The sequence below is a fragment of the Bacillus sp. ISL-41 genome (assembly GCF_018613235.1).
Classification (GTDB): Bacteria; Bacillota; Bacilli; order Bacillales; family Cytobacillaceae; genus Mesobacillus.
In genome coordinates, this window is the sequence record NZ_JAGGQP010000029.1 from 122841 (window position 1) to 147463 (window position 24623).

A 24623-nucleotide genomic window follows, 5' to 3' on the forward strand; every position below is an offset into this window, starting at 1 on the left:
TATATTTACGCGTTATATCTCTTTTTGGTTTCATCTATTATCATAGAATATAAAATTTCTGAAACTTTTTTTGTATCATGCCTGATGACATTGCCGTCGAGCTCTGCGATTTCATCCTGGACGACTTCAATTCCAAGAGACATTAGCCGGTCAAGGTCAAAATGGACAGGCTTGGCAAGCTCTTCCTTATAGCGGAGCTCAACATCCGGCGGGATTGTCTCACTGTTGACAAGGATCGTATCAATAAACGCACAGTCCATGTGATCATAGATAGCCTTTATATGGTCACTGGCAGCAAAGTCATGTGTTTCCCCTGCCTGGGTCATGAGGTTGCAAATATACACCTTGCGCGCCTTCGCTTTGCACACTTCCTTGCCAAGTCTCTTTACGAGCAGATTCGGCAGGATGCTTGTATACAAACTCCCAGGGCCGATTACAATCAAGTCAGCTTCCCTGATGGCCTGGAGCGTTTCAGGCAAAGGCTTTACGCCTTCCGGATTCAAAAAGACCCTTTTAATCCTTTTTCCAGAGTAAGGTATCTTGGATTCTCCCCGGACAATACTGTCATCCTCCATTACTGCATTGAGCATGACACTCCTGTTTGCTGCCGGCAGCACTTTTCCGCGCACATTCAGGACCTTGCTCATTTCCTGGATCGCATGGACAAAATTGCCGGTAATCGACGTCATCGCAGCCAGGATTAAATTGCCGAGTGAATGGCCGGACAATTCATTGGCTGTATTGAACCGGTGCTGGAACATCTCTTCAATCAATGGTTCCACATCGGATAGCGCTGCGAGGACATTCCGGATATCACCGGGCGGAGGAATATGCATATCCTCCCGCAATCGGCCGGAGCTGCCGCCATCATCAGCAACCGTGACAATCGCAGTAATGTCGACAGGGTGCTTTTTCAAGCCCCTCAGCAGGACTGGGAGTCCGGTTCCACCCCCGATGATGACGATTCTTGGCAGTCCATCATTCATCATTTTAGAAGTCCCTGCCTTTTATCGATATCACGGTGGGTTACACGAGTATGATAGTCCTTCTCGAAAAACTTGGCGATATGTTCTGCCAAGGCCACGGAACGATGCTGGCCGCCTGTGCAGCCGATGGCGATGATGAGCTGCGCCTTTCCTTCCCGCTTATAGTGCGGGAGCATGAAACCAAGCAAATCCGTCACTTTTTCCAAGAACTTGGAAGTCTCATTCCATTTTAAAACATATGTCGACACGTCTTCATCAAGACCAGTTTTCGGTCGCATGTGCTCGATATAATACGGATTCGGCAAAAAGCGGACGTCAAAAACAAGGTCTGCATCGATCGGTATTCCATGCTTGAATCCGAAAGACATGACATTCACCGTGAAAATTGTCTTCTTGTTCACCGAGAACTCCTCAAGAATTTTTTCGCGGAGGTCCTTCGGCTTCATGCCCGTTGTTTTATAAATAAGCTGAGCCCTGCCCTTCAACTCCTCCAAAAGCTCACGTTCAAGCTGGATGCCTTCGAGCGGCAGTCCTGACGGAGCAAGCGGGTGTGAACGTCTCGTTTCCTTATAACGGCGCACTAGAGTAGAATCATCCGCGTCAAGGAACAATACCTGTGGTGTCACCCATGAAGTTTCAGCCAGTTCATCCAGCGCTTTGAATAAAGAATCAAAAAATTCGCGTCCTCGCAAATCCATGACGAGTGCCACTTTGTTCATTTTTGTGCCAGATTCCTTCATTAACTCCAGGAACTTAGGCAGCAATGTCGGCGGCAGGTTATCAACGCAGAAAAAGCCTAAGTCTTCGAAGCTCTGAATGGCAACAGTCTTACCTGCGCCAGACATACCTGTTATAATCACGAGCTGGGTATCAGTGCTTGAACTGGTACTCATTTCTCTTTCCCCCTGCAAATTATTTATGTCATCAATTTGGATCGAGCCTGTAGTTGATCAGCTCAAAATCCGGTGTATAAGTAAAAGTCCCATAGATAATTCCTTGTCCATGGACCATGTATTCCAGGATGTGATAATCTCCCGCAGCCATTGGCAGGTCTTTGATGCCGTCAAGCTCATGCCAGGAAATCGTGCCTTCCTCGGATTCATCAAGATTGATGCCATCTGCCTCAGTCGCGTAAAACGTGAACATCATCCATTCCGAGACGACTTGATCATCTTCCTTGATGACAAATGTAAAAATCCCTTTGATTTGCGGATTACGGAGATAAATCCCTGTTTCTTCACGGAATTCCCGGACACATGAATCCTTCACGGTTTCTCCTGGTTCCATTTTTCCGCCTGGAGCCACCCACCAATTTCGGCGCGGCTTTTGCAGCAGTAAAATTTTTTCATCTTTTACTAAAACACAATTCGTCACTCGCTGCATCAAATCCACCTCTTTATATGTGCTTGCGTAGGAGCAAGTTAGGCACTTTAAAAGTATTCCTGATCTATGCTGTTTTTCACACTGTTTTTATATTAAAAAGCTCCAATGCAAAAAAACAGACCTGTAGTTTAGCCGAACTTTTATTCTTTCCATTATACTATTTTTAGTTTTTCGCCACAATGAATACAAAGATGATATTTTTGTTAAGGATTAAGCGGGATTCAGCGAAATGGAATTTTAACTTTTTTATGGTGTTATAATCCTTTACAAAAGCCTGTTTCACTTTTATGAAAAAAAAAAGAGCACAGGATAACCTGTGCCGTCAAAGGATTATATTTTTAAAAGGGGGTCAATTTCTACTCCTATAATACCCCATGATTGTTTCACTACTGTTACAGTAGAATTAATAAATAATTACGTTTTGTTAATTTATGCCGAGACATGCTGTTTTTACCATCTGAATGGAAAAACCCGCTGAATCAGATCCAGCGGGTTTGGCTTTATACATTATGCGTTTGCTTTCAGTTCTTCGATCAATTCTTCGACATAGTGCTGTGCGTTTTGCGCCGCGATACTGCCATCTCCTGTCGCTGTAACAATTTGGCGAAGTGTTTTTTCACGGATGTCGCCAGCTGCGAAGATGCCAGGCACTTTCGTTTCCATCTGTTCGTTCGTTTCGATATAGCCATTGCTGTTCGTGATGCCAAGGCCTTCGAATGGCTTTGTTAGTGGAACCATACCAATGTAGATGAACACACCATCAGCCGCGAATTCCTGCTCAGCTCCGTCCTGTGTTGAAACAAGAGTCACGCTGCCGACCTTGCCATCCTTGTCGTTGATTTGCTTGACAGTATGATTCCAGATGAAATCTATCTTTTCATTGGCAAAAGCGCGGTCCTGAAGGATTTTTTGCGCACGCAGCTCATCACGACGGTGAACGATTGTTACTTTTGAAGCGAAGCGAGTCAAGTAAACGCCCTCTTCTACCGCTGAGTCTCCGCCGCCGACAACAACAAGTTCTTTGCCCTTAAAGAATGCACCGTCACAAACCGCACAGTAAGATACACCGCGGCCGCCAAGCTCCTGCTCGCCAGGAACGCCAAGCTTTTTGTACTCCGCACCTGCCGAGATGATGATGGAACGTGCTTTGTATTCCTTGTTGCCAGCCTTGATTGTTTTATATTCTTTGCCGTCGATGACTTCTTTTACATCACCGTAAGCATATTCAGCACCGAACTTTTTCGCGTGGTCGAACATTTTCGTGGAAAGTTCAGGTCCCAGAATGTGTTCAAAGCCCGGGTAGTTTTCAACTTCTTCTGTATTGGCCATTTGTCCGCCCGGCACGCCGCGCTCAAGCATCAATGTCGACAAGTTCGCACGTGAAGTATAAACAGCAGCCGTCATTCCAGCCGGACCCGCTCCGATGATAATGACGTCGTAAATTTTCTCTTCTGACATGGTGTACAACTCCTTTGAATATCATAATCCGTTAAATTTCGGTTTCATACCATAATTAGTATTTCCTGCCTAAACATATCCTATAAAACAAGTGGCGCATAGTCCAAAAATATGCTTAAGTTCACGGAATTGACATATAGTTTCACAATACCCTCTTTTGTATATTATAAAAACGAGAAAAGGGTAAACCTCGTCTCGATTGCTCGGACTTAGTCTACCCTCTTAAATGCTGTCTTCTTCATGAAGAAACTCGTTTGCCAAATTTATATATTTGGACAGAGTCGATACGGACAACCCGTATTTTTTCGCTACCGTCGCTTTTGAAGTCTTGATATTTCTCAGCTTATCCCAGAGATAATCAACCGCTGCGGCCCATGCTTTTTTATTCTTGAAGTCATAGCCAGCTTCTGATGCCTGCTCGAATACCGAGAACCACATAATGTATACCCCAGCTTCATTTTTGCCGATCGGCTGGTGGTGGTCATAAAGGAGCTTTGCCGTTTCATGGGCACCCTTTACTTCATCTTCCTTGCTGCTCAATTTGCCGGATGCCACATACGCAAGATATGATTTTTCCATTTCCGTCATTTTATCCGTTGACGTCTCCGCTGCGAGAATCTCCTTCTTTTTAGCGGATAGTGATGTAAGGAATAGCGCAAAAAGCCGTTCCTCCGGATAATCGCTGTTCAGCTGGTTCAGGATCGCCGAAACCTGCGTTTCGAACTTTACGCCCGGTTTGTCAGCCCAAGGCTCCATTCCCTCTTTTTCAGGACTGAACTCGAGCACCTTTTTCCAGGCAGACACTGCTGTATTTTCCCTGCCGGTAAAATAGGAAGCATGCGCCAGCCAGTAATAGAAAGCACCATCGCCTTCAAAACCTGTTTTTTGCAGCTTTTTCAGCCAGCGGTAAGCCAGTTCGTACTCGCCGACCAGCGCAAACGTGGCGCCAAGCTTGAACTGGTGTTCAACGTGGATCGGATGGATTTTTTCCAGAGAGTCCTTAAGATCCTGGCCTTCCTTCTCCTGTCCCTGATAGTGCGCAAACACAAGGGCATTGCACAATGCATGCAGATTGCCAGGGTTCCGCTCAAGCACATCATTCAGGATGTCACGTGCCTTGGTGGTCTCGCCAAGGTAAAAATATGCCAGCGCCAGATTATTGTAAGCTGACCAGTATTCAGGATACTCCTCGATGACCTCCTGGAAGATCTCAATCGCTTTAGGAAACTCGCCGGATTCCAGATGATTGCGGGCTTCCTCCTGCTTGACGATCAGGTCATCCTCTTCATAAAAATCTTCATCCATTTCTTCCGCTTCCATCGTAAGAAGTTCAAGCAGATCATTCGTATCTTCTGCAAACTCGCCGTCTTCATTCAATTCCAAATAAAGATTAGCATGCCTGAACGCATCCCGGAACAAACCCATATGTGCGTAGTTATTCGCTAAGAAATAATGGCACTCGGCCATGTTTTCATCAAGTTCTTCGAGGACCAAGTGCAATAGGCGGTTAGACTGCTGGTATTCACCAAGCTCCGACTGTACGATCGCCAGCTGGCAAACGATCATCGGCTCGCCAGGCTCAAGATGCATCGCGCGCTGGAAATACTTCTCAGCCTTTTTAAGGTCCCGCCTGTGGAAAGCCTTGACCCCTTTGGTGAAATAATACTCACCAGTAGGAACGAATGACAGCAATTGGCCTTTTTGCTTCATTGCTTTAGAGTCTTTTCCCATGTGATCCTCCATTTGTATTTTAGTAAAACTATATCCTTTGAACCCTTGAATTGTATAAGAATACACAAACAGTGTTATATCGAAGCAACTTTAACTAATGTAGTATAACATACGGACAGAGTATTCGAGAAGGTGTGGATTTGAATTTGTGTTTTGGGATATATCCAGTTAGCGAAGAACGTGTGGTGTTTTAGCGGTTGGTCGAATTATTGGGAAAAGTGGTTGAATAATCTTTAAATGTGGTCGAAAAAATTAAAAATCCGCCAAATTAATTCAAAAAGTGGTCGAATTAATATAATTTTCGCCAATATATTTATATCCAACTTAAACAAGAAGGTATTTTCGGTGATGAAATCGAATACAAGAGTAAAAATATTAAGGAGTGATAGAACTTGATAGGAAAAACAAGAGAATATCCTAAAGAAATCATGATTTTGGAAGCCATAGTAAGACGTTTTCCTCCTGATGACTTCAAAAAAGCAGAATTCGAGAAGAAACTTTATCGAAAACGTGCAGGTTATAAAGGAGAAAAGACGCTGGATTACTTTTTAGATCAAGTTGATCACACTGAGATGGTAATGTTGCACGATTTGAGAATTCCGATCAACAGTACTCACTTCCAAATCGACACCCTCATTCTTACCCCTTATTTTCTTCTCATTATCGATTCCAAAAATTACGCAGGCACACTCATTTTCCTTCCAGAATTCAATCAATTGATCAGAATTCAAAACGAAATAGAAGAAGTTTTTCCCGACCCGATTCTCCAAACAAAAATTCAGGCATCCCAGTTAAAAGCATTTCTTAAAAATCATCATATTTCAACTCCATCGATTGAAAATCTTGTTGCGATTAGCAATGCGCAGGCGATCATTAAGAATCCAACCAATGACAAGGAAGTCAGTTATAGGGTCTTCAGGTCATCGAATGTCGCTTTCAAAATCCCGACATTTTACAACAAACATCCCCAGTCACTTTTATCCAAAAATGACATGAAGAAAATCGCCAGACATTTAATTAAGGCGCATGAACCGTTGGTACCAGACCCGAAGTCGATGAACCTTCCGTTTGATAAAATGGTTCAGGGTGTGCAGTGTCCTTCCTGCGAAGCATTCGGTATGGACTACCATCAGGGCAAATGGACGTGTAAAAACTGCGGTCTAAAATCCCCGGATGCCCATTTTCAGGCATTAAAAGATTATTTCCTTATTTATGGCCCTTCTATGACTAGCAAGCAATTCCGCGAATTCATGAAAGTTGGGTCTCCTTCAACTGCGAAACGGCTGCTAGCTTCTATGAATTTGACGTTTGACGGCACAACCAAAGGACGAACCTACTTTCCAGGAAAAAGCTTCTTTGATTAAACGCTATTTAGGCAGCCTAAATGCAAATAAAACCCAGCGCAATCTATTCTTCTGCGCTGGGCTTCTTCCTTTTATTCAATATTGCCAGTACTTCTTTCAGCGGCAGTTTCTGTTCCTGCAGCAAGACCATCAGATGGTAGAGCAGGTCGGCGGCTTCCCACTTCAGCTCTTCGGGGTCGCGGTTTTTAGCGGCGATGATGACTTCTGCAGCTTCTTCGCCGACTTTTTTCAAAATCTTGTCGACGCCTTTTTCAAATAAGTAGGTGGTGTAGGCGCCCTCTGGCATGTCCAGTTCACGCTGGCGAATGGTTTTTTCTAACTCGAGCATGACGGCAAAATCACTCAGTGAAGCAAGCTGATCAGCGGAGCGCTCCAGTGGGTTTTTCAGTGAAGCAAGCTGATCAGCGGGATGCTCCAGCAGGTTTTCCGAAAAACAGCTGTCTGCTCCTGTATGGCATGCCGGTCCGGCTGGATTTACTAGCACGACAAGTGCATCCCCGTCACAGTCGTATTTAATCTCGATAATTTTCTGGGTGTTTCCGCTCGTTGCGCCTTTATGCCAGAGCTCCTGGCGGGAACGGCTGTAAAACCAGGTTTCCCGTGTTTCAAGCGACTTGCCAAGGGATTCTTCATTCATATAGGCAACAGTCAGGACTTCACGTGTCGATGCATCCTGGACGACAGCGGGAATCAGGCCATTAGCATCAAACTTTAATTCTTCGATTTTCATCGTACGGTCACTCCTTTTTCTCGGAGATAGGATTTTACTTCTTTTACAGAGGTTTCTCGATAGTGGAAGATTGATGCAGCTAGTGCGGCATCTGCTTTTCCTTCTTTAAAAGCATCAGCAAAATGGTCGGCGTTTCCGGCACCGCCAGAGGCAATCACCGGGACAGTCACCGCTTCGCTCACAGCACGGGTCAATGCCAGGTCAAAGCCTTTCTTTTCACCATCACTGTCCATGCTTGTCAACAGGATTTCTCCTGCTCCAAGGCGGACAGCCTCTTTTGCCCATTGGATCACTTCCCAATCTGTCGGCTTCCGCCCGCCATGGGTGTATACCCGCCATGATTCGAGATTAGGGTCGTACTTTGCATCGATGGCGACTACAATGCACTGGGCGCCAAAGAAATCAGAGCCTTCTGCGATAAGTTTTGGATTGTTGACAGCTGCGGTATTCAAGGACACTTTATCTGCACCTGAACGAAGCATCCTCTTCATATCTTCAAGTGTATTGATGCCCCCTCCGACTGTAAACGGGATGGCCAGCTCTGACGCTACTTCCCTGACCACCTCGACCATTGTCTTCCTTCCTTCAACGGAAGCTGATATATCAAGGAACACGAGCTCGTCGGCGCCTTGCTCATCGTAAAAACGCGCCAACTCTACGGGATCGCCGGCATCGCGGAGCTGGACAAATTGCACTCCTTTTACGACGCGGCCATCTTTTACATCAAGGCAGGGAATGATCCGTTTGCTTAGCATCAGGACACCCCCACTTCCAATGCAGATTTCACCGAAAAACGTCCTTCATAAATGGCTTTGCCGACGATCGCACCGCTGACACCATCTTCACGCAACTGTCGAAGGGCGGCCAAATCATCAAGCGAGCTCACGCCTCCTGAAGCGATGACACTTTTGCCCGTTTCCAAAGCAAGCTGGCGGGTTGCCTCGACATTTGGCCCTGTTAGGGTACCGTCCGTGGCGATGTCGGTAAAAATGAATGTTTCCGCTCCGGCATCGGCGAATCTTTTTCCAAGCTCGACAGCACTTACCTCGGAAGTGTTCAGCCAGCCATGTGTCGCGACGAAGCCATTTTTCGCGTCAAGGCCGATTGCAATTTTCTCACCATATTTCCTGACCATTTCCTCAGCGAACTCCGGATTGGAAACGGCAATGCTGCCAATAATGACACGGGTGACGCCATTATCAAGATAATGGTTGATATCATTTTCACTTCGGATGCCGCCGCCAATTTGGATGTTCACACCAAGATCCTTTGCAGCCTGGATGACAAATTTGTCATTGACCCGCTTGCCGTCCCTTGCGCCCTCGAGGTCGACCATATGAATCCACTTTGACCCTTCATCAGCGAATTTCTTCGCCATTACAAAAGGGGAATCTCCATAAACAGTTTCCTTGTCATAATCGCCTTGCAGCAGCCGGACACATTTCCCGCCTCGCATGTCGATCGCCGGATAGATTGTGAAATTCATTATTCAGACTTCCTTTCTGTTGCAAGGTTGGCAAAATTGCGAAGCAGTGCCATTCCCATATCACTGCTTTTTTCCGGATGGAATTGCATCCCGAAGATATTGTTCCTGCCAACAATGGCCGGCACTTCTACATCATAATAGTCGCCGACTGCTACCAGGACTTCCGGGTCGTTCGTTTTTACATAATAGGAATGGACAAAGTACACATAATCTTCTTCAAGTGATGCAACCAATGGCGATTCACCTGTAAAACGAAGCTTATTCCAGCCCATATGCGGAACTTTATAGTTTTCCCCTACAGCCGTCTGGCCGGTCAACCGCTCTACTTTTCCAGGCAGCAGGTTCAGCCCCTTCGTCAGCCCATTTTCGGTACTTTCTTCAAACAACAGCTGCATGCCCAGACAGATTCCGAGCACAGGCTTGCCGGTGGCGGCAAAAGCGTGAATCATTTCCGTCAAACCGGTACGGTTCAATACTTCCATCGCATCACGGAAGGATCCGACGCCTGGGACGAGCAGTGCATCTGCTTCCATCAAATTGCCCTTATATTGTGAGATAAAGTATGGCGCTTCCAGCCGTTCAAGCGCTTTGCTGACGCTGAACAAATTGCCCATGCCGTAATCGACGATGCCAATCATGAGTTAACTTCCTTCCTTTGCAGATTGCGTGTTCCCTTCCAAACCAGGAAGGTCACTGCCTCATCCTCGCTTCAAGTTCAAAGATTTCTTTGCACGCTGCAGTCTTATTCCTTACAGCATCCCCTTTGATGAAGGAACGCCTTTAACCCGCGGATCGATGGTCGTTGCTTCATCAAGTGCGCGGCCAAGGGCTTTGAATACTGCTTCGATCATGTGGTGAGTATTTTTTCCATAATGGACAATGACATGCAGGTTCATTCTTGCTTCTAGTGCCAGCTTCCAGAGGAACTCGTGAACCAGCTCCACATCGAAAGTGCCAACCTGCTGGGCAGGGAATTCTGCGCGCATTTCGAGGTGCGGGCGGTTGCTAAGATCGATGACCACCTGCGCCAGGGCTTCATCCATTGGGACAAAAGCGTTTCCGTAGCGTTTGATTCCTTTTTTATCGCCGAGTGCTTCGCGAAGCGCCTGTCCGATGCAAATGCCGATATCTTCGGTTGTATGGTGTCCATCCACCTCAACATCACCCTTTGCATCGACTTTCAAATCGAACTGGCCATGCTTGGCGAATAAATCGAGCATATGGGAAAGAAAAGGCACACCAGTTTCCAGTTCCGTTTTCCCCTCGCCATCGATGCTAAAATCAAGATCTATTTTTGTTTCATTCGTATATCGATTCACCGTTGCAGTGCGTTCCATCTGCGTTCCCTCCATCTTAACTATTTTAGTCTTGCCTCCACAGCCCGGGCGTGGGCTTCCAAGCCTTCAAGCCTTGCGAACTGAGCAATCTTTGCACCATTGTCATCCATCGCTTTCTTGCTGTAAAGGATGATGCTGGATTTCTTTTGGAAATCCTCGACACTCAGCGGGCTTGAAAAGCGCGCTGTCCCATTTGTAGGCAGGACATGGTTTGGTCCGGCAAAATAATCACCTACAGGCTCTGAACTGTATCTCCCGAGGAAAATCGCGCCGGCGTGCTTTATTTTTCCGAGAAGCTCCATCGGATTGTCCGTGACGATTTCCAGATGCTCTGGTGCAAGCTGGTTGATGGCGCTGACTGCTTCTTCCATATCAGCTGCCACATAAATTGCCCCGAAGTTTTCGATTGCCTGTGTGGCGATTTCTCTTCTAGGCAGTTGTGAAAGCTGCTTATACACTTCATTTTGCACGTCTTCGGCAAGCGTAAGGGATGTTGTCACTAAAACCGCACATGCCCGAGGATCATGCTCTGCCTGGGAAAGCAGATCGGCCGCAATTTCATTAGCACGCGCTGTTTCGTCAGCCAGGATGCCAATTTCGCTTGGGCCGGCGATCATATCAATCGCGACGTCCCCGAAGACCTCACGCTTGGCGAGGGCGACATAGATGTTACCCGGACCAGTGATTTTATCGACCGGCTTGATCGTTTCAGTCCCGTATGCCAGCGCGGCAATCGCCTGGGCTCCACCGACTTTATAGATTTCTTTTACCCCGGCAATATCTGCGGCAACGAGCACGCCTGCCGGAAGCTTTCCGTCACGTCCAGGCGGTGATACCATCACGATCCGCTGAACACCCGCGGTTTTTGCCGGAATGACATTCATTAAGACCGATGAAGGATAAGCGGCTGTTCCGCCAGGCACATACACACCGACTGAATCGAGCGGTGTCACCTTCTGGCCAAGCATGGTGCCATTTTCCTCCGTCGTCATCCAGGATGGGCGCAGCTGTTTTTCATGGTAGTTACGTATATTGTCAGCTGCCTCTGTGATGATGTCCACAAGCTGGCTGCTGACCGTTTTATAAGCATCTGAGATTTCCTCATCTGTCACCAGAAAATCACCGAGTGCCACTGCATCAAATTTTTCGGTAAAAGTCCTGAGTGCCAGGTCACCCGAGGCCCGGACTTCCGCGATTATGTTCTGCGCGGCTTTTCGCTGCTCTTCCGTTCCGCCATCAACGGTCCGTTTGAGCGACAGACTTCCATCTATCTGTAAAATTTCCATAGAGAATCAAATCCTTTCAGATTCACAATCCATATCATCTCGGCTGAATAATAGCATTTTTATCTCACTTCATTTACCCTATATGACTTCATCCAGCCGTTTGATCAGGTCGCTGATCCGCTCATCCTTGATCCGGTAGCTGACTGGATTGACAATCAGTCTCGATGTCACGCTTGTAATCGTTTCGTACTCTACCAGGCCATTTTCCTTCAATGTCCTTCCGGTTGAAACGATGTCGACGATCCTGTCAGCGAGCCCGATCAATGGCGCAAGCTCGATTGATCCATTCAGTTTGATGATTTCGACCTGTTCGCCCTGTTCGCGGAAATAGGCTGCAGCGATATTCGGGTATTTCGTCGCGATTTTCGGGGCGACATCATTCATCTTTGTATCCGGGAGACCTGCGACGGCAAGATAGCAGCCGCTTATTTTTAAATCGAGCAGCTCGTACACGTCCCGTTCTTCCTCAAGCAGGACGTCCTTGCCGGCAATTCCGAGGTCGGCGACTCCATGTTCGACGTATGTAGCCACATCCATTGGCTTCGCCAAGATGAAGCGGAAGTTTTCTTCTTCCACGTCAATGATCAGCTTGCGGGAATCATCAAATTCAGGAGGCAAATCAAAGCCAGCGTTCCGCAGCAGTTCAACAGCTTCGGTAAAAATCCTGCCCTTTGGCATTGCGATGGTCAGCTGTTCATTCATTGCACTCCCTCCTTCCCAACAAGATAAACGACATCAGTATAAGCGGCGGAACATGCATCTAGATTGCGTACGGCGCTGATGTCCTGGAGAATGATCCGTTCCCCATCTTCCCTGCGCTGTGCCGCCAGCTGGTATGCTTCCTTTCTACGTTCCTGGCTGAAAAGGATGCAGGTGACCGGCTCAGGTGCACCCAGATTGCCAAGGCTTTCAAGCAGGCGGTCGAGCCTGATCGCGAACCCTGTGGCTCCGGTTGATTTTCCGAATTTCTCGAGCAGCTTGTCATAGCGGCCTCCATTGCCGATTGGAAAGCCGACCATTCCTGCATAAACCTCAAATAAAATGCCTGTATAATAGCTCATATGGCTGACAATGGTTAAATCAAATTTAATCCGGCTGCTTTCACCGAAATCTTCGATGATTGCACAAAGCAGTTTCAATTCATCCAGAGCCCCCCTGCCTTTTCCGTTTTCGATGAGCTCGGAGGCCTTGCCAATCACTTCCGGACCCCCGCGCAAATCAAGGAAAGCGAGAAGCCTTTGTGAATCGATTGATGACAGCGGCAGTGATTTGACATGTTCGCGGTATCCGACATAATTCTTTTCATATAAAAATTTCGTCAGCTCCCTGGCTCGATCTTCTGTGCCAAGTATCTGTACAAACAACTCGTTGACGAAGCCAACATGGCCAACAGAAAGCTGAAACTGTTCCAGCCCGGCTTTTTTCAGCGAAGAAATCGCTAGTGAGATCATTTCGCCATCCGCGCTGACCGAATCGTCACCAATACACTCGACGCCAATCTGCTCGAATTCCGCCGGCCTGCCGCCTTCCCGCTGCTGGGCACGATAGACATTTGCCGAATAGGCCAATCTTAATGGAATCTGATCCTTATACAATTTGGAAGCCGCAACCCTGGCAATCGGTGCGGTCATATCCGGCCGCAGCACGAGTGTATGCCCCTGTTGGTCCAATAGCTTGAACAGCTGCTGATCCAGGATTGCTGATGCCGTTCCCACAGTTTCGTAATATTCGAGCGCAGGCGTTTCGATGAATTGGAAACCCCAATGCTTCATTTCTTTTTCAATAGAGCTTCGGACATTTTCCTTCGCTTCATGTAATTCCGGAAGTGTATCCCTCATGCCAAGCGGCTTTTCAAACATGAATAATCTGCTCATTGTTTTCACCCTCTTCGTTGCTGGTGTTATCTATCTTAATTATCCAAATCCTTTAGTTCGCTAATATGGTAACAAGATGAAGTTATATGTAGTTTATCGTTGATTCTATTATTCGTCAACCTTAAGCTGTTCATGTTTTGCTTTTTAAAATAGAGCTGGAAGATTGATGGCAACCAGAAATGCGGAAACACCTTGTCCAGTCCCGAAAAATGTTGGAGGGTCAGACAATAAAGTCGTTCTTAGACTTTATTAGGCGGACGCGACTCGAGGGGCTTGCAATGAAATCCGATATCCATGCCTATAAATACCTGCAAGGGGCAATTTCCTGTAAGATTGATTGTTGCCGGCAACCTTTTTCACTAAAAAATAATTTTATTGGCGAAAATCAAATTATATCGACCACTTTTCGAAATATATCAGCGGATTTTTGATTTTATCGACCACATTTTTAATTCTATCGACCACATCCTAATTTTTCCAATAATAAAAAAAGCGAAGCGGATCAGTGTCCGTTTCGCTTTTTAATTCGTTGTGTGCGTCCCATAGATTTCATCATCTGCCCAGCGTTGTGCAAGTTCTTCCTTTGTGTAGATCACACGCATCGGGTTGCCGCCGACAAATGCGCCGGCCGGGACGTCTTTGTGTACGAGTGTTCCGGCGGAGACGATGGCGCCGTCCCCTATCCGGATTCCGGGCATGATGGTGGAATTGGCGCCGATCATGACTTCGCTGCCAATCTCAACGTCGCCGAGGCGGTATTCCTTGATCAAGTATTCATGTGCCAGAATGGTCGTGTTATAGCCAATGACCGTATTGCGGCCAACGGAGATTTTTTCTGGGAACATGACGTCAAGCATGACCATCAGCGCAAAGGAGGTCTGGTCGCCGACTTTCATCCGCAGAAATGTGCGGTACAGCCAGTTTTTTATGCCGAGAAACGGCGTGTATCGTGCCACCTGGATGACGGCGAAATTTTTGACGACCTTCCAGAACGGGACGGTTTTATACACATGCCAGAGTGAGTTTGCTCCTTCTACTCGATAACGAGTCGTCCTTCTCATGTTATACTCCCAGGATTGGCAGGATGTCAGCCATGTTCTCTAACATGTAATCCGGGTTGTACTGCTCAAGATGCTCTCTACCCTTAATGGACCAGGCAACGCCTACTGTCTTCGTGCCGGCATTTTTGCCCCCGAGGATATCGTGGTGGTTATCTCCGACCATGATTGCACGTTCCGGTGAGGATCCAAGCATGTCCAATGCTTTTAAAAGCGGCTCCGGATCGGGCTTAGCTTTTTCAACGTGGTCAAGTGCGACGACAACCTCGAAAAACTCGTCCAAACCTGTCAACTTCAAGCCCATCTGGACTACATCAGATCGCTTAGTGGTGACGATTCCCATGTGGAAGCCATTTTCCTTCAACGTCCTGACCGTTTCATACACTCCCTCGAAACCTTTTACCAACAGGTCGTGGTTTGCCAGGTTGTATGTCCGGTAGGTGGTGATCATTTCTTCATAGCCTTCAGGATCCAGCTTTTCGAATGATTCTTTTAAAGATGGCCCGAGAAACGGAAGGACATCCTCCCGTTTGTATTGGCCGGGATAATAGGTTTCCATTGTATGGAGAAAAGATGAAATAATCAGTTCGTTCGTATCAATTAGAGTCCCATCAAGATCGAAAAGGACCGTATCTATTTTATTGCTCATATACTGCTTCCTTTCTTTTCGCGATATCCGCGCGGTTCCAGATGATCGCGACTGTTATCGTCAATAAAATTGCCACACCTAGGCGGATCAACAACAGCGGCAGCACCGGAATGCCAAGCGGAATGAAAATCAATGTATCCTCAACTACAGCGTGGCAGGCAACAAGGAAAATGAACGCCAGCGTGACATCCTTTTTGCTGACTCCGTCTTCCTGGACCGCCTGGATCATTACGCCCGCGCCATACGCAAGTCCGATCAGCAGGCCGGCTGCCATTGTCGTCGAGGTATTCTCCTTCATGCCGAGCGCTCTCGTAGCAGGTGCCATCCATCTTGAAAAAACGGCAAGCCACTGCTTATCCTTCATGATCTGCACAACCACCATCAGCGGGATGACGATGATAGCCAGCTGGAATATGCCAAGTCCTGCCTTCGTTATGCCTTCAAGCAGGATCGCTCCCCATCCCGAAACCTCTTCGCTTTTAGCAGGGACCATCCCATATTTTGCGATCTCAGACCCGCCATTCCAAACAAGATTGATGACCACTGCAGATATGAACGCAAGACCTAAACGGACGAGCACGATGATCCACAGCTTGACGCCAACTTTGATGGCTACACTCGATTCAACCAGCATATTATGCGAAAAGCTCAGCATCACGGCAATGATGAATACTTCTTTTACCGTCAAATCAAGCGTCAGGATAGCTCCAATGGCCGCGTATAAATTAAGGAAGTTCCCGATAACAAGCGGAATCGCAGCATCTCCTGACAAACCGAGCACCGACATCAATGGTGTGATCAGTTTGATTACCCAAGTCAGGACAGGGGTGTATTGAAGGATCGACACAATCAAGGTGACGGGAAAGATGACCTTCCCGAGCGCCCATGTTGTGTTCAAGCCAACCATCAACCCTCTTTTTAATGTAGAACCCATCGAAGCATCTCTCCCATTTTTTATACCTTGATTCATTTTATTTATTGGTTCTCACTTTTAGTAACCCGAAATTCTAGTTCTCTAAATATCGTACTTTCGAATAGCCTTTGACTCTTCTGAAAATCCATAAGCCGATCGCCAGTAGGATCAATGCAATTGAGATTGTCTGGGCAATCCGCAATGATTCTGTCAGCATCAGGCTGTCAGTGCGCATTCCTTCAACGAAGAAGCGGCCGATTGAGTACCAGATGACATAGCTGAGGAAAATCTCCCCGCGGCCCAGGTTGACTCTGCGCAATGACATCAGCAGGATGAAACCGAGCAAATTCCAGATTGATTCATACAAGAACGTTGGATGATAATATGTTCCATTGATATACATCTGGTTGATGATAAACTCAGGAAGGTAGAGATTCTCCAAAAAGGCTCTCGTTACTTCCCCGCCATGTGCTTCCTGGTTCATGAAGTTTCCCCAGCGGCCAATTGCCTGTCCAAGGATGATGCTGGGCGCAGCGATATCCGCAAGCTTCCAAAACGAAACATTCCGTGACTTCGTAAAGAAATACGCAGTGACAACGGATCCGATCAAAGCACCGTGAATCGCGATGCCGCCATTCCAGATTTTGAAAATCTCGCCTGGATACTGTGCGTAATATTCCCATTGAAAGATTACATAGTAAAGTCTCGCTGATAAGATCGCAATCGGTATGGCCCAGAGCATCAGATCCGCAAAAATATCTTTTGGCAGACCGCGGCGTTCACCTTCGCGCATGGCAATCCACAATGCAAGCGCAATTCCAAGCCCGATGATGACACCATACCAGTGCACCTGAATCGGACCGAGCGAAAAGGCAATCGGGTCAATCGGCTGAATATTTTTCTCCATGTTTTTTTCCCCTTTTTTATTAAAAAATCATTCGTACCAACACTTTGGCCGTTATTAATCAAACGTTTGATTAAGGCTTACTTCTTAAATCTGATTGTTTTCAAATCAAGGTTTTCAAGACCCTCTTGTAAAAGAGTTCCCGCTGCGTTCATGCAATTAGCTTTGTTTACTTCTTAATGTTCGTCATGGTCGCCGTCTTCAATGACATCTGACAGCCTGTTGGTGAATTGCTCTGCTGCATTGACTCCCATGCGCTTCAGCCTGAAGTTCATCGCTGCTACCTCGATGATGACAGCAAGGTTCCGGCCCGGGCGAACAGGAATCGTCAGCTTGGTTATATCGGTGTCGAGAATTTTCATCTTCTCTTCATCAAGGCCCAGCCTGTCATAGGATTTCTTCTGATCCCAAATCTCAAGATCAATGATCAGCGAAATCCGTTTATGTGAACGTACGGCACCAGCACCGAACAGCGTCATCACATTGATGATTCCTACCCCGCGGATTTCCAAAAGATGTTCAATCAAATCCGGTGAATTTCCGACCAGAGTCCCGATATCCTCCTGCCGGATCTCAACGCAATCATCCGCTACGAGACGATGTCCCCTTTTTACCAATTCGAGCGCTGTTTCACTTTTACCAACACCGCTTTTTCCGGTAATCAGGACCCCGATTCCATATAAATCGACCAATACCCCGTGGACAGCAGTCGTCGGTGCCAGCTTGCTTTCGAGATAGTTTGTCAGGTGACTCGAGAGCCTGGTTGTTTTTTGCTTCGAACGGAGAAGAGGTACCGATTCTCGTTCGGCTGCCTCGATCAGCTCAACTGGAACCTCCATGTCTCTTGTGACAATGATGCCGGGGGTAATATCTGTACAAAGCTTTTGCATCCGCTCGGTCCTGTCGCGAGGACTCAATTTTTCAAAGAAGGTCAGTTCTGTTTTACCGAGAAGCTGCAGGCGCTCCGCAGGATAATATTCAAAATAACCAGCGATTTCGAGTCCCGGCCTTGAAATGTCAGTAGTCGTAATCGGACGATTGATTCCTTCCTCTCCGCTTACCAATTCCATGTCGAATTTCTTGATGAGGTCTTTAGTACGGACTTTTGGCAAAGAAGTTCCTCCTTTATTAGGACGTTAATTTTCCACATGATAACAATACTTTTTATTTTAGCACTTTTTCATGAAGAACCAAATACAAGGAGTTAAAAAACAGCTTAGATTCGCAGAGACCTTTTGAAGTTGGCATTAGAAGAGAACGAGTGGTGGTCTATACAACCGCTGGCAGGCATTTGTATAATAAGAGTAACAAAGGGTAAAGAAAGAAAACAGGACATAACTTTCAGGTGATATAAATGAAGGATTTAATGCTGATCAATGCCAGTGTGTTAACACAAGAAGGCATGATTGAAAAAGGGTTCATTTTAGTAATGGATGGAAAGATTGCCGAAACAGGACCTTTAACCTCCCTCCCCCAACACCAGGCAGAGATCATCGAGCTTCCAGAGGACAGCACGATTGTCCCCGGGTTTATCGATGTGCACATTCACGGTGCAGGCGGAGCTGATACAATGGATGCGACTACAGAGGCGCTCATGACGATGGCATCAGTCCTGCCTGAGGAAGGAACCACAAGTTTCCTGGCAACGACAATCACCCAGGAGCAGAAGGCCATAATAAAAGCTTTGGAAAATGCTGCCGATTATATCGAGCATTATAACCAGCCGGGTAAAGCTGAGGTGCTTGGGCTCCATTTAGAAGGTCCTTTCATCAATGAATTACGCAAAGGGGCCCAGCCTGAACAGCACATCATCACACCGGATATCGAGCAGTTCATGAGACTGCAGAAAACTTCGGGAAACAATATCAGGCTTGTGACACTCGCTCCGGAAAAAGAAAACGGCAATAAGCTTATTGCCTACCTGGCCAAAAATGGTGTCATCGCCTCGGTTGGCCACTCGGATGCCACTTACGGTCAAATGGCTGAAGCAGTGAAAGCAGGAGCTACCCATGTGACGCATCTGTTCAATGGCATGCGCGGGATGCATCATCGAGATCCGGGAGTAGCTGGTGCTGCCCTGCTTTTTGATGAGTTAAAAATCGAAATGATTACAGATGGCATCCATGTCGTTCCCGAAATGGTCGATTTATCGATTCGCGCCAAAGGAACCGATGGTGTCATTTTGATCACCGACTCAATGAGAGCGAAGTGCCTTAAAAGCGGCACTTACGACCTTGGCGGACAGGAAGTCAGTGTCGCGGATGGGAAGGCACTTTTAGCTGATGGCACACTGGCTGGCAGTATTTTAAAAATGAAAGATGCGTTGAAAAATATGATGGAATTCACGGGCATCAGCCTTGAAGAAGCAGTGAAGCTTGCCAGCGAGAATCCAGCCAGGCAGCTAAAGGTTTTTGACCGGAAAGGAAGCATTGCTTCAGGCAAGGACGCCGACCTTGTCGTACTGGACCGTAATTATGAGGTTGTCATGTCGTTTTGCCGGGGAGTCGCCAGCTATACCCGTTAACAACAGCTTTGAAAGAGGTGAAGACGTATGAAATTGATTTCAACTTCAAACTACCAGGAGCTTAGCCAGAAAGCAGCAGAGGAAATCATCTCACGAATAAAGACTGAACCATTGCTGAACTTTGGACTTGCTACCGGGAGTACGCCGACTGGCCTCTATCGGGAGCTCATCAGGGACCATAAGCAGAACCAGACATCCTACAAAGAAATCAACACATTCAACCTGGATGAATACATTGGCATTCCCAAAAAAGATCGTAATAGCTATCACTACTTTATGTGTGAACATTTATTTGAGCACATTGATATTCCGCTTGACCAAACGCATATCCCAGATGGAACAGCGAAGAATTTGGAAGAGGAATGCATGCGCTATGAACAGTTCATCAACGAGCATGGCGGCATTGATCTGCAGATTCTTGGAATTGGACAGAACGGCCATATTGGTTTTAACGAACCAGGGACTCCATTTGACAGCAGGACGCATATCATTGACTTGGCAGAAAGCACACGGAAAGCAAACTCCAGGTTCTTTGAATCATTGGAGGATGTCCCTAAGCAAGCAATCACCATGGGAATTGCCTCAATCATGGATAGCAAAGAAATCTTTCTGCTTGTTTCCGGAGCCTCCAAGGCAAAGGCACTCGCTCGTTTGATCAATGGCGAAGTCAGCGAGCAATTCCCTGCTTCCGTTCTTCAAAAGCATGGAAATGTGACGATTTTTGCTGATAAGGAAGCGACAGCATTACTTTAACACTTTTATATGAAAATGCTCTTTTCACAAAAAGTATATAGAGACCCATTTAGGGTCTCTTTTAAAATAGACTTATGTTTAGTTCCACGCTAAGTTTAGAAATCCTGTTGATTGGAGGGGAAGGCGCGTAGACTCCTGCGGGATCAGACGGACAGGTGAGACCCCACAGGCGTCAACGGCGTCGAGGAGACTCACCGCCGGCCCCGCGGAAAGCGAAGCGCCTGGAACGGAAATCAACAGTCCCATTCCAGCACCTACCAAAAAAAGACTGTAAACAAACACGATTTACATCGAGTTTGTCTACAGTCTGAGAGACCCATTTAGGGTCTTGTTTAATTAGAAATGAGAGCTGATCTTCGTCAAATGTCGAAAAGGAAAATAAATCATTGCTTATTTCCACGGAAATAATCGAACCTGCCTGTCGAAATATTTGTCTTGGTCGCTTAAAATGAGGGTACTACATAAAACAAAAGGGGTAGATGTCATGCTGAAGAATTTCCAGATCGATGATCACACAAAAAACCAAATGACGGATGAAATAAAGAGATATTTCCTTGAAGAACGTGGTGAAGAGCTTGGGGACCTGGCTGCATTGCTGATCCTTGAATTTGTTGCCGATAAGCTCGGAACCCACTTCTATAACATCGGAATCCAGGATGCTCACGAGTTTATGTCGCAGCGGATTGAGGATATTTTTGAGTTGAATAAATAATGCTTAAATATTTTGGTTTTCGGAGGATATGTCTCCAAGTCTTTAAAAGATGTTGAAGGGTGATTAAGAGAAGCGATATTCAATTTAAAAATGGCTTTATCTGATGTCACTATGCCCTTTTTCTGCCTTTGGTCATATATATACTGATGAGGAAATCTTTTATCGGAAGGTGTGATAATCTTGAAGATCATGCTTGATGCTGGGCATGGCTACAACACCCCGGGTAAGCGAAGTCCTGATGGTATGAGAGAATATGAGTTTAACAGGGCTGTGGCAAATTACGCCAGACAGCTGCTGGCAAACTATAAGAATGTTACAGTGTATTTTTCTCATTCCGATCAGCGGGATGTATCATTGAAGGCTAGGACAGATAAGGCAAACAGCCTGAATGTAGATATATTTGTTTCGATTCATGCCAATGCTTTTGGCAGCGGCGGCTGGAGCAATGTCGGCGGTATTGAAACATTTGTCTATCCAACAAGGCCGCCTGTGGCTTATCAGTTAGCGCAAAAGATTCAACGCACTCTTGTTATCTCAACAGGCCTCGAAAACCGTGGTGTAAAAACAGCCGATTTCCATGTCCTGAGGGAAACAGAAATGGACGCCGTGCTAGTGGAATGTGGATTCATGACCAACCGGAATGAAATTAAATTGCTCCGTTCCGAAACATATCGCCGAACGATTGCGGAAGGAATTGTGAAAGCATTAGCAGAACAGTTCAGGCTGCAGCGCAAGACTAATGTTGCACCGGCACCGGGACCAAAGCCGGAATCAGCGCCTGCTCCGTCATCCGCCAAACCTACTGCGCCAGCCAACAAAGACGGGCTTTATAAGGTTCAGGTTGGAGCATTCGAAGATGAGGAAAACGCCCAGGAACTTGCACAACGATTAAGGAAAGCGGGCTTTGAGGTTTATATAGACAAAGAATAGACAAAGGCCGACACAAATGTGCCGGCCCTTTGTCTATTCTTTTGATTCACGCAAGAACGTGTTCTGGATGACCAGATTTGCGATAGACATGATGATTGCCGTAAGCAGCGCCATGCCAAAACTGGAGATCTCGAAAGAACTGCCCATTAAACTATCTGTCAGCATCAGCGTGATGGCATTGATGACAAACAAGAATAGTCCAAGGCTGAGCACAGTTACAGGAAGTGTCAGCAAAATCAAGATTGGCTTAACGAGAACATTCAATATGGAGAGAATGAAGCTTGCTCCCAAAGCGGCACCAAAGCCAGAAAGATAGATATCAGTCTCGAAATAGCCGGCAAGAGCCATGAAGAGAACAGCGTTAATGACAATCCCTAACAGCCACCTCATCTTTTAGTACCCTTCCCTGTTTGGCAGTACGAACACAAGTATAAGGTAGATCATAGCCATTGGAAAAAATGCAGTGCTGAACGTCAAGATTACAAATAATATGCGCAGCAGCCCCGGACTCATCCCAAAGGATTCGGCCATGCCTCCGAGCACGCCTGCCAGCATTCGATTTTTCCGTGAGCGGGTTAATTTCATTTCATTCACCCTTCCTGTTTTCACAATACTATTGGATTAATTTCTTAACGGCGATTGAGCCGGTTTTTGTATCCACATGGAGCCTGATAGCTTTTTGTCCGCTGTCGGCAGGCTTGAAACGCAGGTTCTTCTGGACCATATCGCTTTTCTCCTCAACGACCTGGATACCGTCGATTTCAATGGTAAAACCGCCCAGATTTGATTTCAGCTCTCCGCTGGCCGGTGTTTTCTCCGGCAGGAAGACCTCGATGCTTCCGGTAGTCGCCTTTACTTCCACACTTTCGCAATCTTGATTTTTCACAGTACACGTCACGTTACCATTGAAAGACTGAAGATCGACATGATCGAAAAAGCCATCCGCCTTAATGGCGCCATTGATCGTTTCAGCCTCCAGTTCCTTGATCGCGCTTCTGGTGATATTAATCTGGCCATTTGCTGTTTCAGTTTCAAGCTTTCCGCACTCAAGATTTCCAAGCAACACTTTCCCGTTCGCTGTTTTTGCACGGCAATCCTTCACTGTTAAGTTTTCACCTTCGATGGAGCCATTAAACAGGCGGATTCGAACATTTTCATATTCTTCTTTCGGGATATGGATGACCGCATCGACCTTCATCCACTTCTGCTGGACCGAAAAACGGAGCTTCTGGTTTTCAACTGTGAAAATGGCATCCTCTAAAAACTTCCTGCGCGCCTCATCCTGGTTTTCTACTCTGTATACTTTTGCGCTGCACTCAATCCTTACATCCTTTTGCTCCCATGGAACAATCTTCACAGATCCATTTGCCATATCGATATCTACCTGATTCAAATAAGCGTCGCCCTGCTGGAAAATATGCGTGATATCGACAGACTGGCCAAAATTAAGATCCAGATCAAAATCCTTTATTTTTTTGAATGCTGAATCAACAAAATCCAGCACCTTGTCTTTCATAATGTTGAATTTATAAGAATTGAAGTCTTCTTTTTTGAACTCTTCTTTTTTCTCCTCTTCAAATTTTACATCAGTTGATAATGCAGTTGATTTTTCATGGTGCTGTGTATTCCCGTCCTCCAGCTGCTCGATCATGAATAAAGCTTCATCAACTGTCAATTTTCCTTCTTCAACAAGCTTTAGAATCCTTTTCCGTTCTTCCTTCATCATTTCCATCCCCCTCAATTTATATTAAGCACTTTTATCCCTTTGACCAGATTCCAAATTAACACGATGAGACTCAATATGACCATTAATATAGCGCTGCTGAACATGAGCACAGGGAAATCCCCCGTTCCTCCGTTTATATCGATGAAAACAGCAATTAAGATAAGCGGCAGCGGGATCAGCGGAATGAGATGCGACAGCAGCGCCTTTTTCGCATGAACCTTAACATCCTCATCCTCTGATGCAAAATAAGCTACAAGAGGAAACAAAATCCCGGCAAACATAATACTGAAATAACACAAAGCAGACAGAATCCTTTTCGTATCCATCCTCTTCATCTCCTTAGAAATTAATACGCTCGGGAGTCCTGGAAGTTTCATTTCTTTATGAAATTAGTTCGACAAATTGCGATGTAACCCTTGTTTATCTTCAATTTCAGATGGTGAAAGTTATGTGAATGTTTTTTGTAGGGGATTTCCTTATTAGATTTCGTGCTAGTTTAAGGTTATTTGCTGGATATTGGGCAGAGTTTCTGGCTGGAAAAATTATTCTCTTACTTGAGCATACTAATTGCCCGATCATCGCGTGTAATCTCCAAAACAAACGGGATAATCTCCCGAAAGGCAACCGGAATTGCCCGAAAATCGGCAATAATCGTGCCGTCATCCTAATTCTGGAAAAAACAAGCTTATATAATCAAAGAAATAAGCTTCGAGAAACTGAAGAACCGATAATTTCACGAACTGGAAAAATTATTCTCTTACTCTTCATGCTTAATTGCACCGAAAATCCTCATAATTGCACGAAAATAGGTGTTAATTG

The 24623-nt window shown here is 46.1% G+C and carries 27 protein-coding genes; 5 read left to right on the forward strand and 22 right to left on the reverse strand.

The features are described 5' to 3' along the window. Positions 1 to 5 precede the first annotated feature (5 nt). The 5 genes from J7I80_RS14750 to J7I80_RS14770 form a co-directional block, all read right to left on the reverse strand. Positions 6 to 989, reverse strand: coding sequence for a gluconeogenesis factor YvcK family protein (locus tag J7I80_RS14750; protein WP_214739089.1), 984 nt, complete (start codon positions 987 to 989; stop codon positions 6 to 8). Next, entirely contained in the window at positions 986 to 1879 is an 894-nt protein-coding gene (gene rapZ, locus J7I80_RS14755) for an RNase adapter RapZ (protein WP_214739090.1), read from the reverse strand. The genes J7I80_RS14750 and rapZ overlap by 4 nt, the downstream gene beginning before the upstream one ends. Before the next feature lie 31 nt (positions 1880 to 1910). Continuing rightward, on the reverse strand, positions 1911 to 2369 hold the full coding sequence (locus tag J7I80_RS14760; RefSeq protein WP_214739091.1) for an NUDIX hydrolase: 459 nt from the start codon (positions 2367 to 2369) through the stop codon (positions 1911 to 1913). Between the two features lie 507 nt (positions 2370 to 2876). Next, on the reverse strand, positions 2877 to 3827 hold the full coding sequence (gene trxB, locus J7I80_RS14765) for a thioredoxin-disulfide reductase (protein WP_214739092.1): 951 nt from the start codon (positions 3825 to 3827) through the stop codon (positions 2877 to 2879). 222 nt (positions 3828 to 4049) lie between these two features. Further along, entirely contained in the window at positions 4050 to 5558 is a 1509-nt protein-coding gene (locus J7I80_RS14770; protein WP_214739093.1) for a tetratricopeptide repeat protein, read from the reverse strand. Positions 5559 to 5950: 392 nt separating this feature from the next. Between J7I80_RS14770 and J7I80_RS14775 the strand changes: the two genes are divergently transcribed. Beyond that, complete coding sequence (locus J7I80_RS14775) at positions 5951 to 6922, forward strand: nuclease-related domain-containing protein (protein ID WP_214739094.1); 972 nt, start codon at positions 5951 to 5953, stop codon at positions 6920 to 6922. Positions 6923 to 6965: 43 nt separating this feature from the next. On the opposite strand, the gene hisIE is transcribed toward J7I80_RS14775, so the two are convergent. The 13 genes from hisIE to hprK all read right to left on the reverse strand — a co-directional run bounded on the left by hisIE (position 6966) and on the right by hprK (position 18271). Then, positions 6966 to 7652 carry a bifunctional phosphoribosyl-AMP cyclohydrolase/phosphoribosyl-ATP diphosphatase HisIE gene (hisIE, locus tag J7I80_RS14780; RefSeq protein ID WP_214739095.1) on the reverse strand — a complete coding sequence of 229 codons (687 nt, stop codon included), beginning with the start codon at positions 7650 to 7652 and terminating at the stop codon, positions 6966 to 6968. Continuing rightward, on the reverse strand, positions 7649 to 8407 hold the full coding sequence (gene hisF, locus J7I80_RS14785) for an imidazole glycerol phosphate synthase subunit HisF (protein WP_214739096.1): 759 nt from the start codon (positions 8405 to 8407) through the stop codon (positions 7649 to 7651). The genes hisIE and hisF overlap by 4 nt, the downstream gene beginning before the upstream one ends. Further along, a complete protein-coding gene (gene hisA, locus J7I80_RS14790; protein ID WP_214739097.1) occupies positions 8407 to 9138 on the reverse strand; it encodes a 1-(5-phosphoribosyl)-5-[(5-phosphoribosylamino)methylideneamino]imidazole-4-carboxamide isomerase in 732 nt (243 codons plus the stop codon). The genes hisF and hisA overlap by 1 nt, the downstream gene beginning before the upstream one ends. Then, on the reverse strand, positions 9138 to 9776 hold the full coding sequence (gene hisH, locus J7I80_RS14795; RefSeq protein ID WP_214739098.1) for an imidazole glycerol phosphate synthase subunit HisH: 639 nt from the start codon (positions 9774 to 9776) through the stop codon (positions 9138 to 9140). The genes hisA and hisH overlap by 1 nt, the downstream gene beginning before the upstream one ends. Before the next feature lie 111 nt (positions 9777 to 9887). Next, positions 9888 to 10475 carry an imidazoleglycerol-phosphate dehydratase HisB gene (gene hisB / locus J7I80_RS14800; protein ID WP_214739099.1) on the reverse strand — a complete coding sequence of 196 codons (588 nt, stop codon included), beginning with the start codon at positions 10473 to 10475 and terminating at the stop codon, positions 9888 to 9890. A gap of 20 nt (positions 10476 to 10495) precedes the next feature. Further along, complete coding sequence (gene hisD, locus J7I80_RS14805; protein ID WP_214739100.1) at positions 10496 to 11761, reverse strand: histidinol dehydrogenase; 1266 nt, start codon at positions 11759 to 11761, stop codon at positions 10496 to 10498. A 78-nt stretch (positions 11762 to 11839) separates the two neighbouring features. Beyond that, positions 11840 to 12463 (reverse strand): ATP phosphoribosyltransferase, encoded by a 624-nt coding sequence (gene hisG, locus J7I80_RS14810; RefSeq protein WP_214739101.1) that lies wholly within the window; start codon positions 12461 to 12463, stop codon positions 11840 to 11842. Continuing rightward, positions 12460 to 13635, reverse strand: coding sequence for an ATP phosphoribosyltransferase regulatory subunit (locus J7I80_RS14815; protein WP_214739102.1), 1176 nt, complete (start codon positions 13633 to 13635; stop codon positions 12460 to 12462). The genes hisG and J7I80_RS14815 overlap by 4 nt, the downstream gene beginning before the upstream one ends. A gap of 521 nt (positions 13636 to 14156) precedes the next feature. Further along, positions 14157 to 14696: an acyltransferase gene (locus J7I80_RS14820; RefSeq protein ID WP_214739103.1), complete on the reverse strand. Its 540-nt coding sequence runs from the start codon at positions 14694 to 14696 to the stop codon at positions 14157 to 14159. Between the two features lies 1 nt (position 14697). Next, the gene (gene ppaX / locus J7I80_RS14825) at positions 14698 to 15342 is read right to left on the reverse strand and encodes a pyrophosphatase PpaX (RefSeq protein WP_214739104.1); all 645 of its coding nucleotides are present in this window, start codon (positions 15340 to 15342) and stop codon (positions 14698 to 14700) included. Beyond that, positions 15332 to 16276: a nucleoside recognition domain-containing protein gene (locus tag J7I80_RS14830; RefSeq protein WP_214739105.1), complete on the reverse strand. Its 945-nt coding sequence runs from the start codon at positions 16274 to 16276 to the stop codon at positions 15332 to 15334. Before J7I80_RS14830 ends, ppaX begins: the two co-directional genes overlap by 11 nt. A gap of 73 nt (positions 16277 to 16349) precedes the next feature. Continuing rightward, on the reverse strand, positions 16350 to 17162 hold the full coding sequence (gene lgt / locus J7I80_RS14835; protein ID WP_214739106.1) for a prolipoprotein diacylglyceryl transferase: 813 nt from the start codon (positions 17160 to 17162) through the stop codon (positions 16350 to 16352). A 173-nt stretch (positions 17163 to 17335) separates the two neighbouring features. Further along, positions 17336 to 18271 (reverse strand): HPr(Ser) kinase/phosphatase, encoded by a 936-nt coding sequence (gene hprK / locus J7I80_RS14840; protein ID WP_214739107.1) that lies wholly within the window; start codon positions 18269 to 18271, stop codon positions 17336 to 17338. A gap of 242 nt (positions 18272 to 18513) precedes the next feature. Here hprK and nagA point away from each other — a divergent pair, with 242 nt between their 5' ends. The 4 genes from nagA (at position 18514) to J7I80_RS14860 (ending at position 22078) form a co-directional block, all read left to right on the forward strand. Further along, complete coding sequence (gene nagA / locus J7I80_RS14845; RefSeq protein ID WP_214739108.1) at positions 18514 to 19683, forward strand: N-acetylglucosamine-6-phosphate deacetylase; 1170 nt, start codon at positions 18514 to 18516, stop codon at positions 19681 to 19683. A 27-nt stretch (positions 19684 to 19710) separates the two neighbouring features. Further along, a complete protein-coding gene (gene nagB, locus J7I80_RS14850; RefSeq protein WP_214739109.1) occupies positions 19711 to 20436 on the forward strand; it encodes a glucosamine-6-phosphate deaminase in 726 nt (241 codons plus the stop codon). A gap of 484 nt (positions 20437 to 20920) precedes the next feature. Beyond that, positions 20921 to 21148: a DUF2164 domain-containing protein gene (locus J7I80_RS14855; RefSeq protein WP_214739110.1), complete on the forward strand. Its 228-nt coding sequence runs from the start codon at positions 20921 to 20923 to the stop codon at positions 21146 to 21148. 189 nt (positions 21149 to 21337) lie between these two features. Continuing rightward, complete coding sequence (locus J7I80_RS14860) at positions 21338 to 22078, forward strand: N-acetylmuramoyl-L-alanine amidase (RefSeq protein ID WP_353050116.1); 741 nt, start codon at positions 21338 to 21340, stop codon at positions 22076 to 22078. A 33-nt stretch (positions 22079 to 22111) separates the two neighbouring features. Here the strand turns inward: J7I80_RS14860 and J7I80_RS14865 are convergent, their stop codons facing one another. The 4 genes from J7I80_RS14865 to J7I80_RS14880 are packed head-to-tail and all read right to left on the reverse strand — an operon-like array spanning position 22112 to position 24130. Further along, positions 22112 to 22468 (reverse strand): phage holin family protein, encoded by a 357-nt coding sequence (locus tag J7I80_RS14865; RefSeq protein ID WP_214739112.1) that lies wholly within the window; start codon positions 22466 to 22468, stop codon positions 22112 to 22114. Positions 22469 to 22471: 3 nt separating this feature from the next. Continuing rightward, positions 22472 to 22663 (reverse strand): PspC domain-containing protein, encoded by a 192-nt coding sequence (locus tag J7I80_RS14870; RefSeq protein WP_214739113.1) that lies wholly within the window; start codon positions 22661 to 22663, stop codon positions 22472 to 22474. A 28-nt stretch (positions 22664 to 22691) separates the two neighbouring features. Further along, positions 22692 to 23804, reverse strand: a complete 1113-nt coding sequence (locus J7I80_RS14875; protein WP_353050113.1) for a DUF4097 family beta strand repeat-containing protein — start codon at positions 23802 to 23804, stop codon at positions 22692 to 22694. Positions 23805 to 23815: 11 nt separating this feature from the next. Beyond that, a complete protein-coding gene (locus J7I80_RS14880) occupies positions 23816 to 24130 on the reverse strand; it encodes a magnetosome magnetite crystal formation protein family (protein WP_214739114.1) in 315 nt (104 codons plus the stop codon). Positions 24131 to 24623 lie beyond the last annotated feature (493 nt).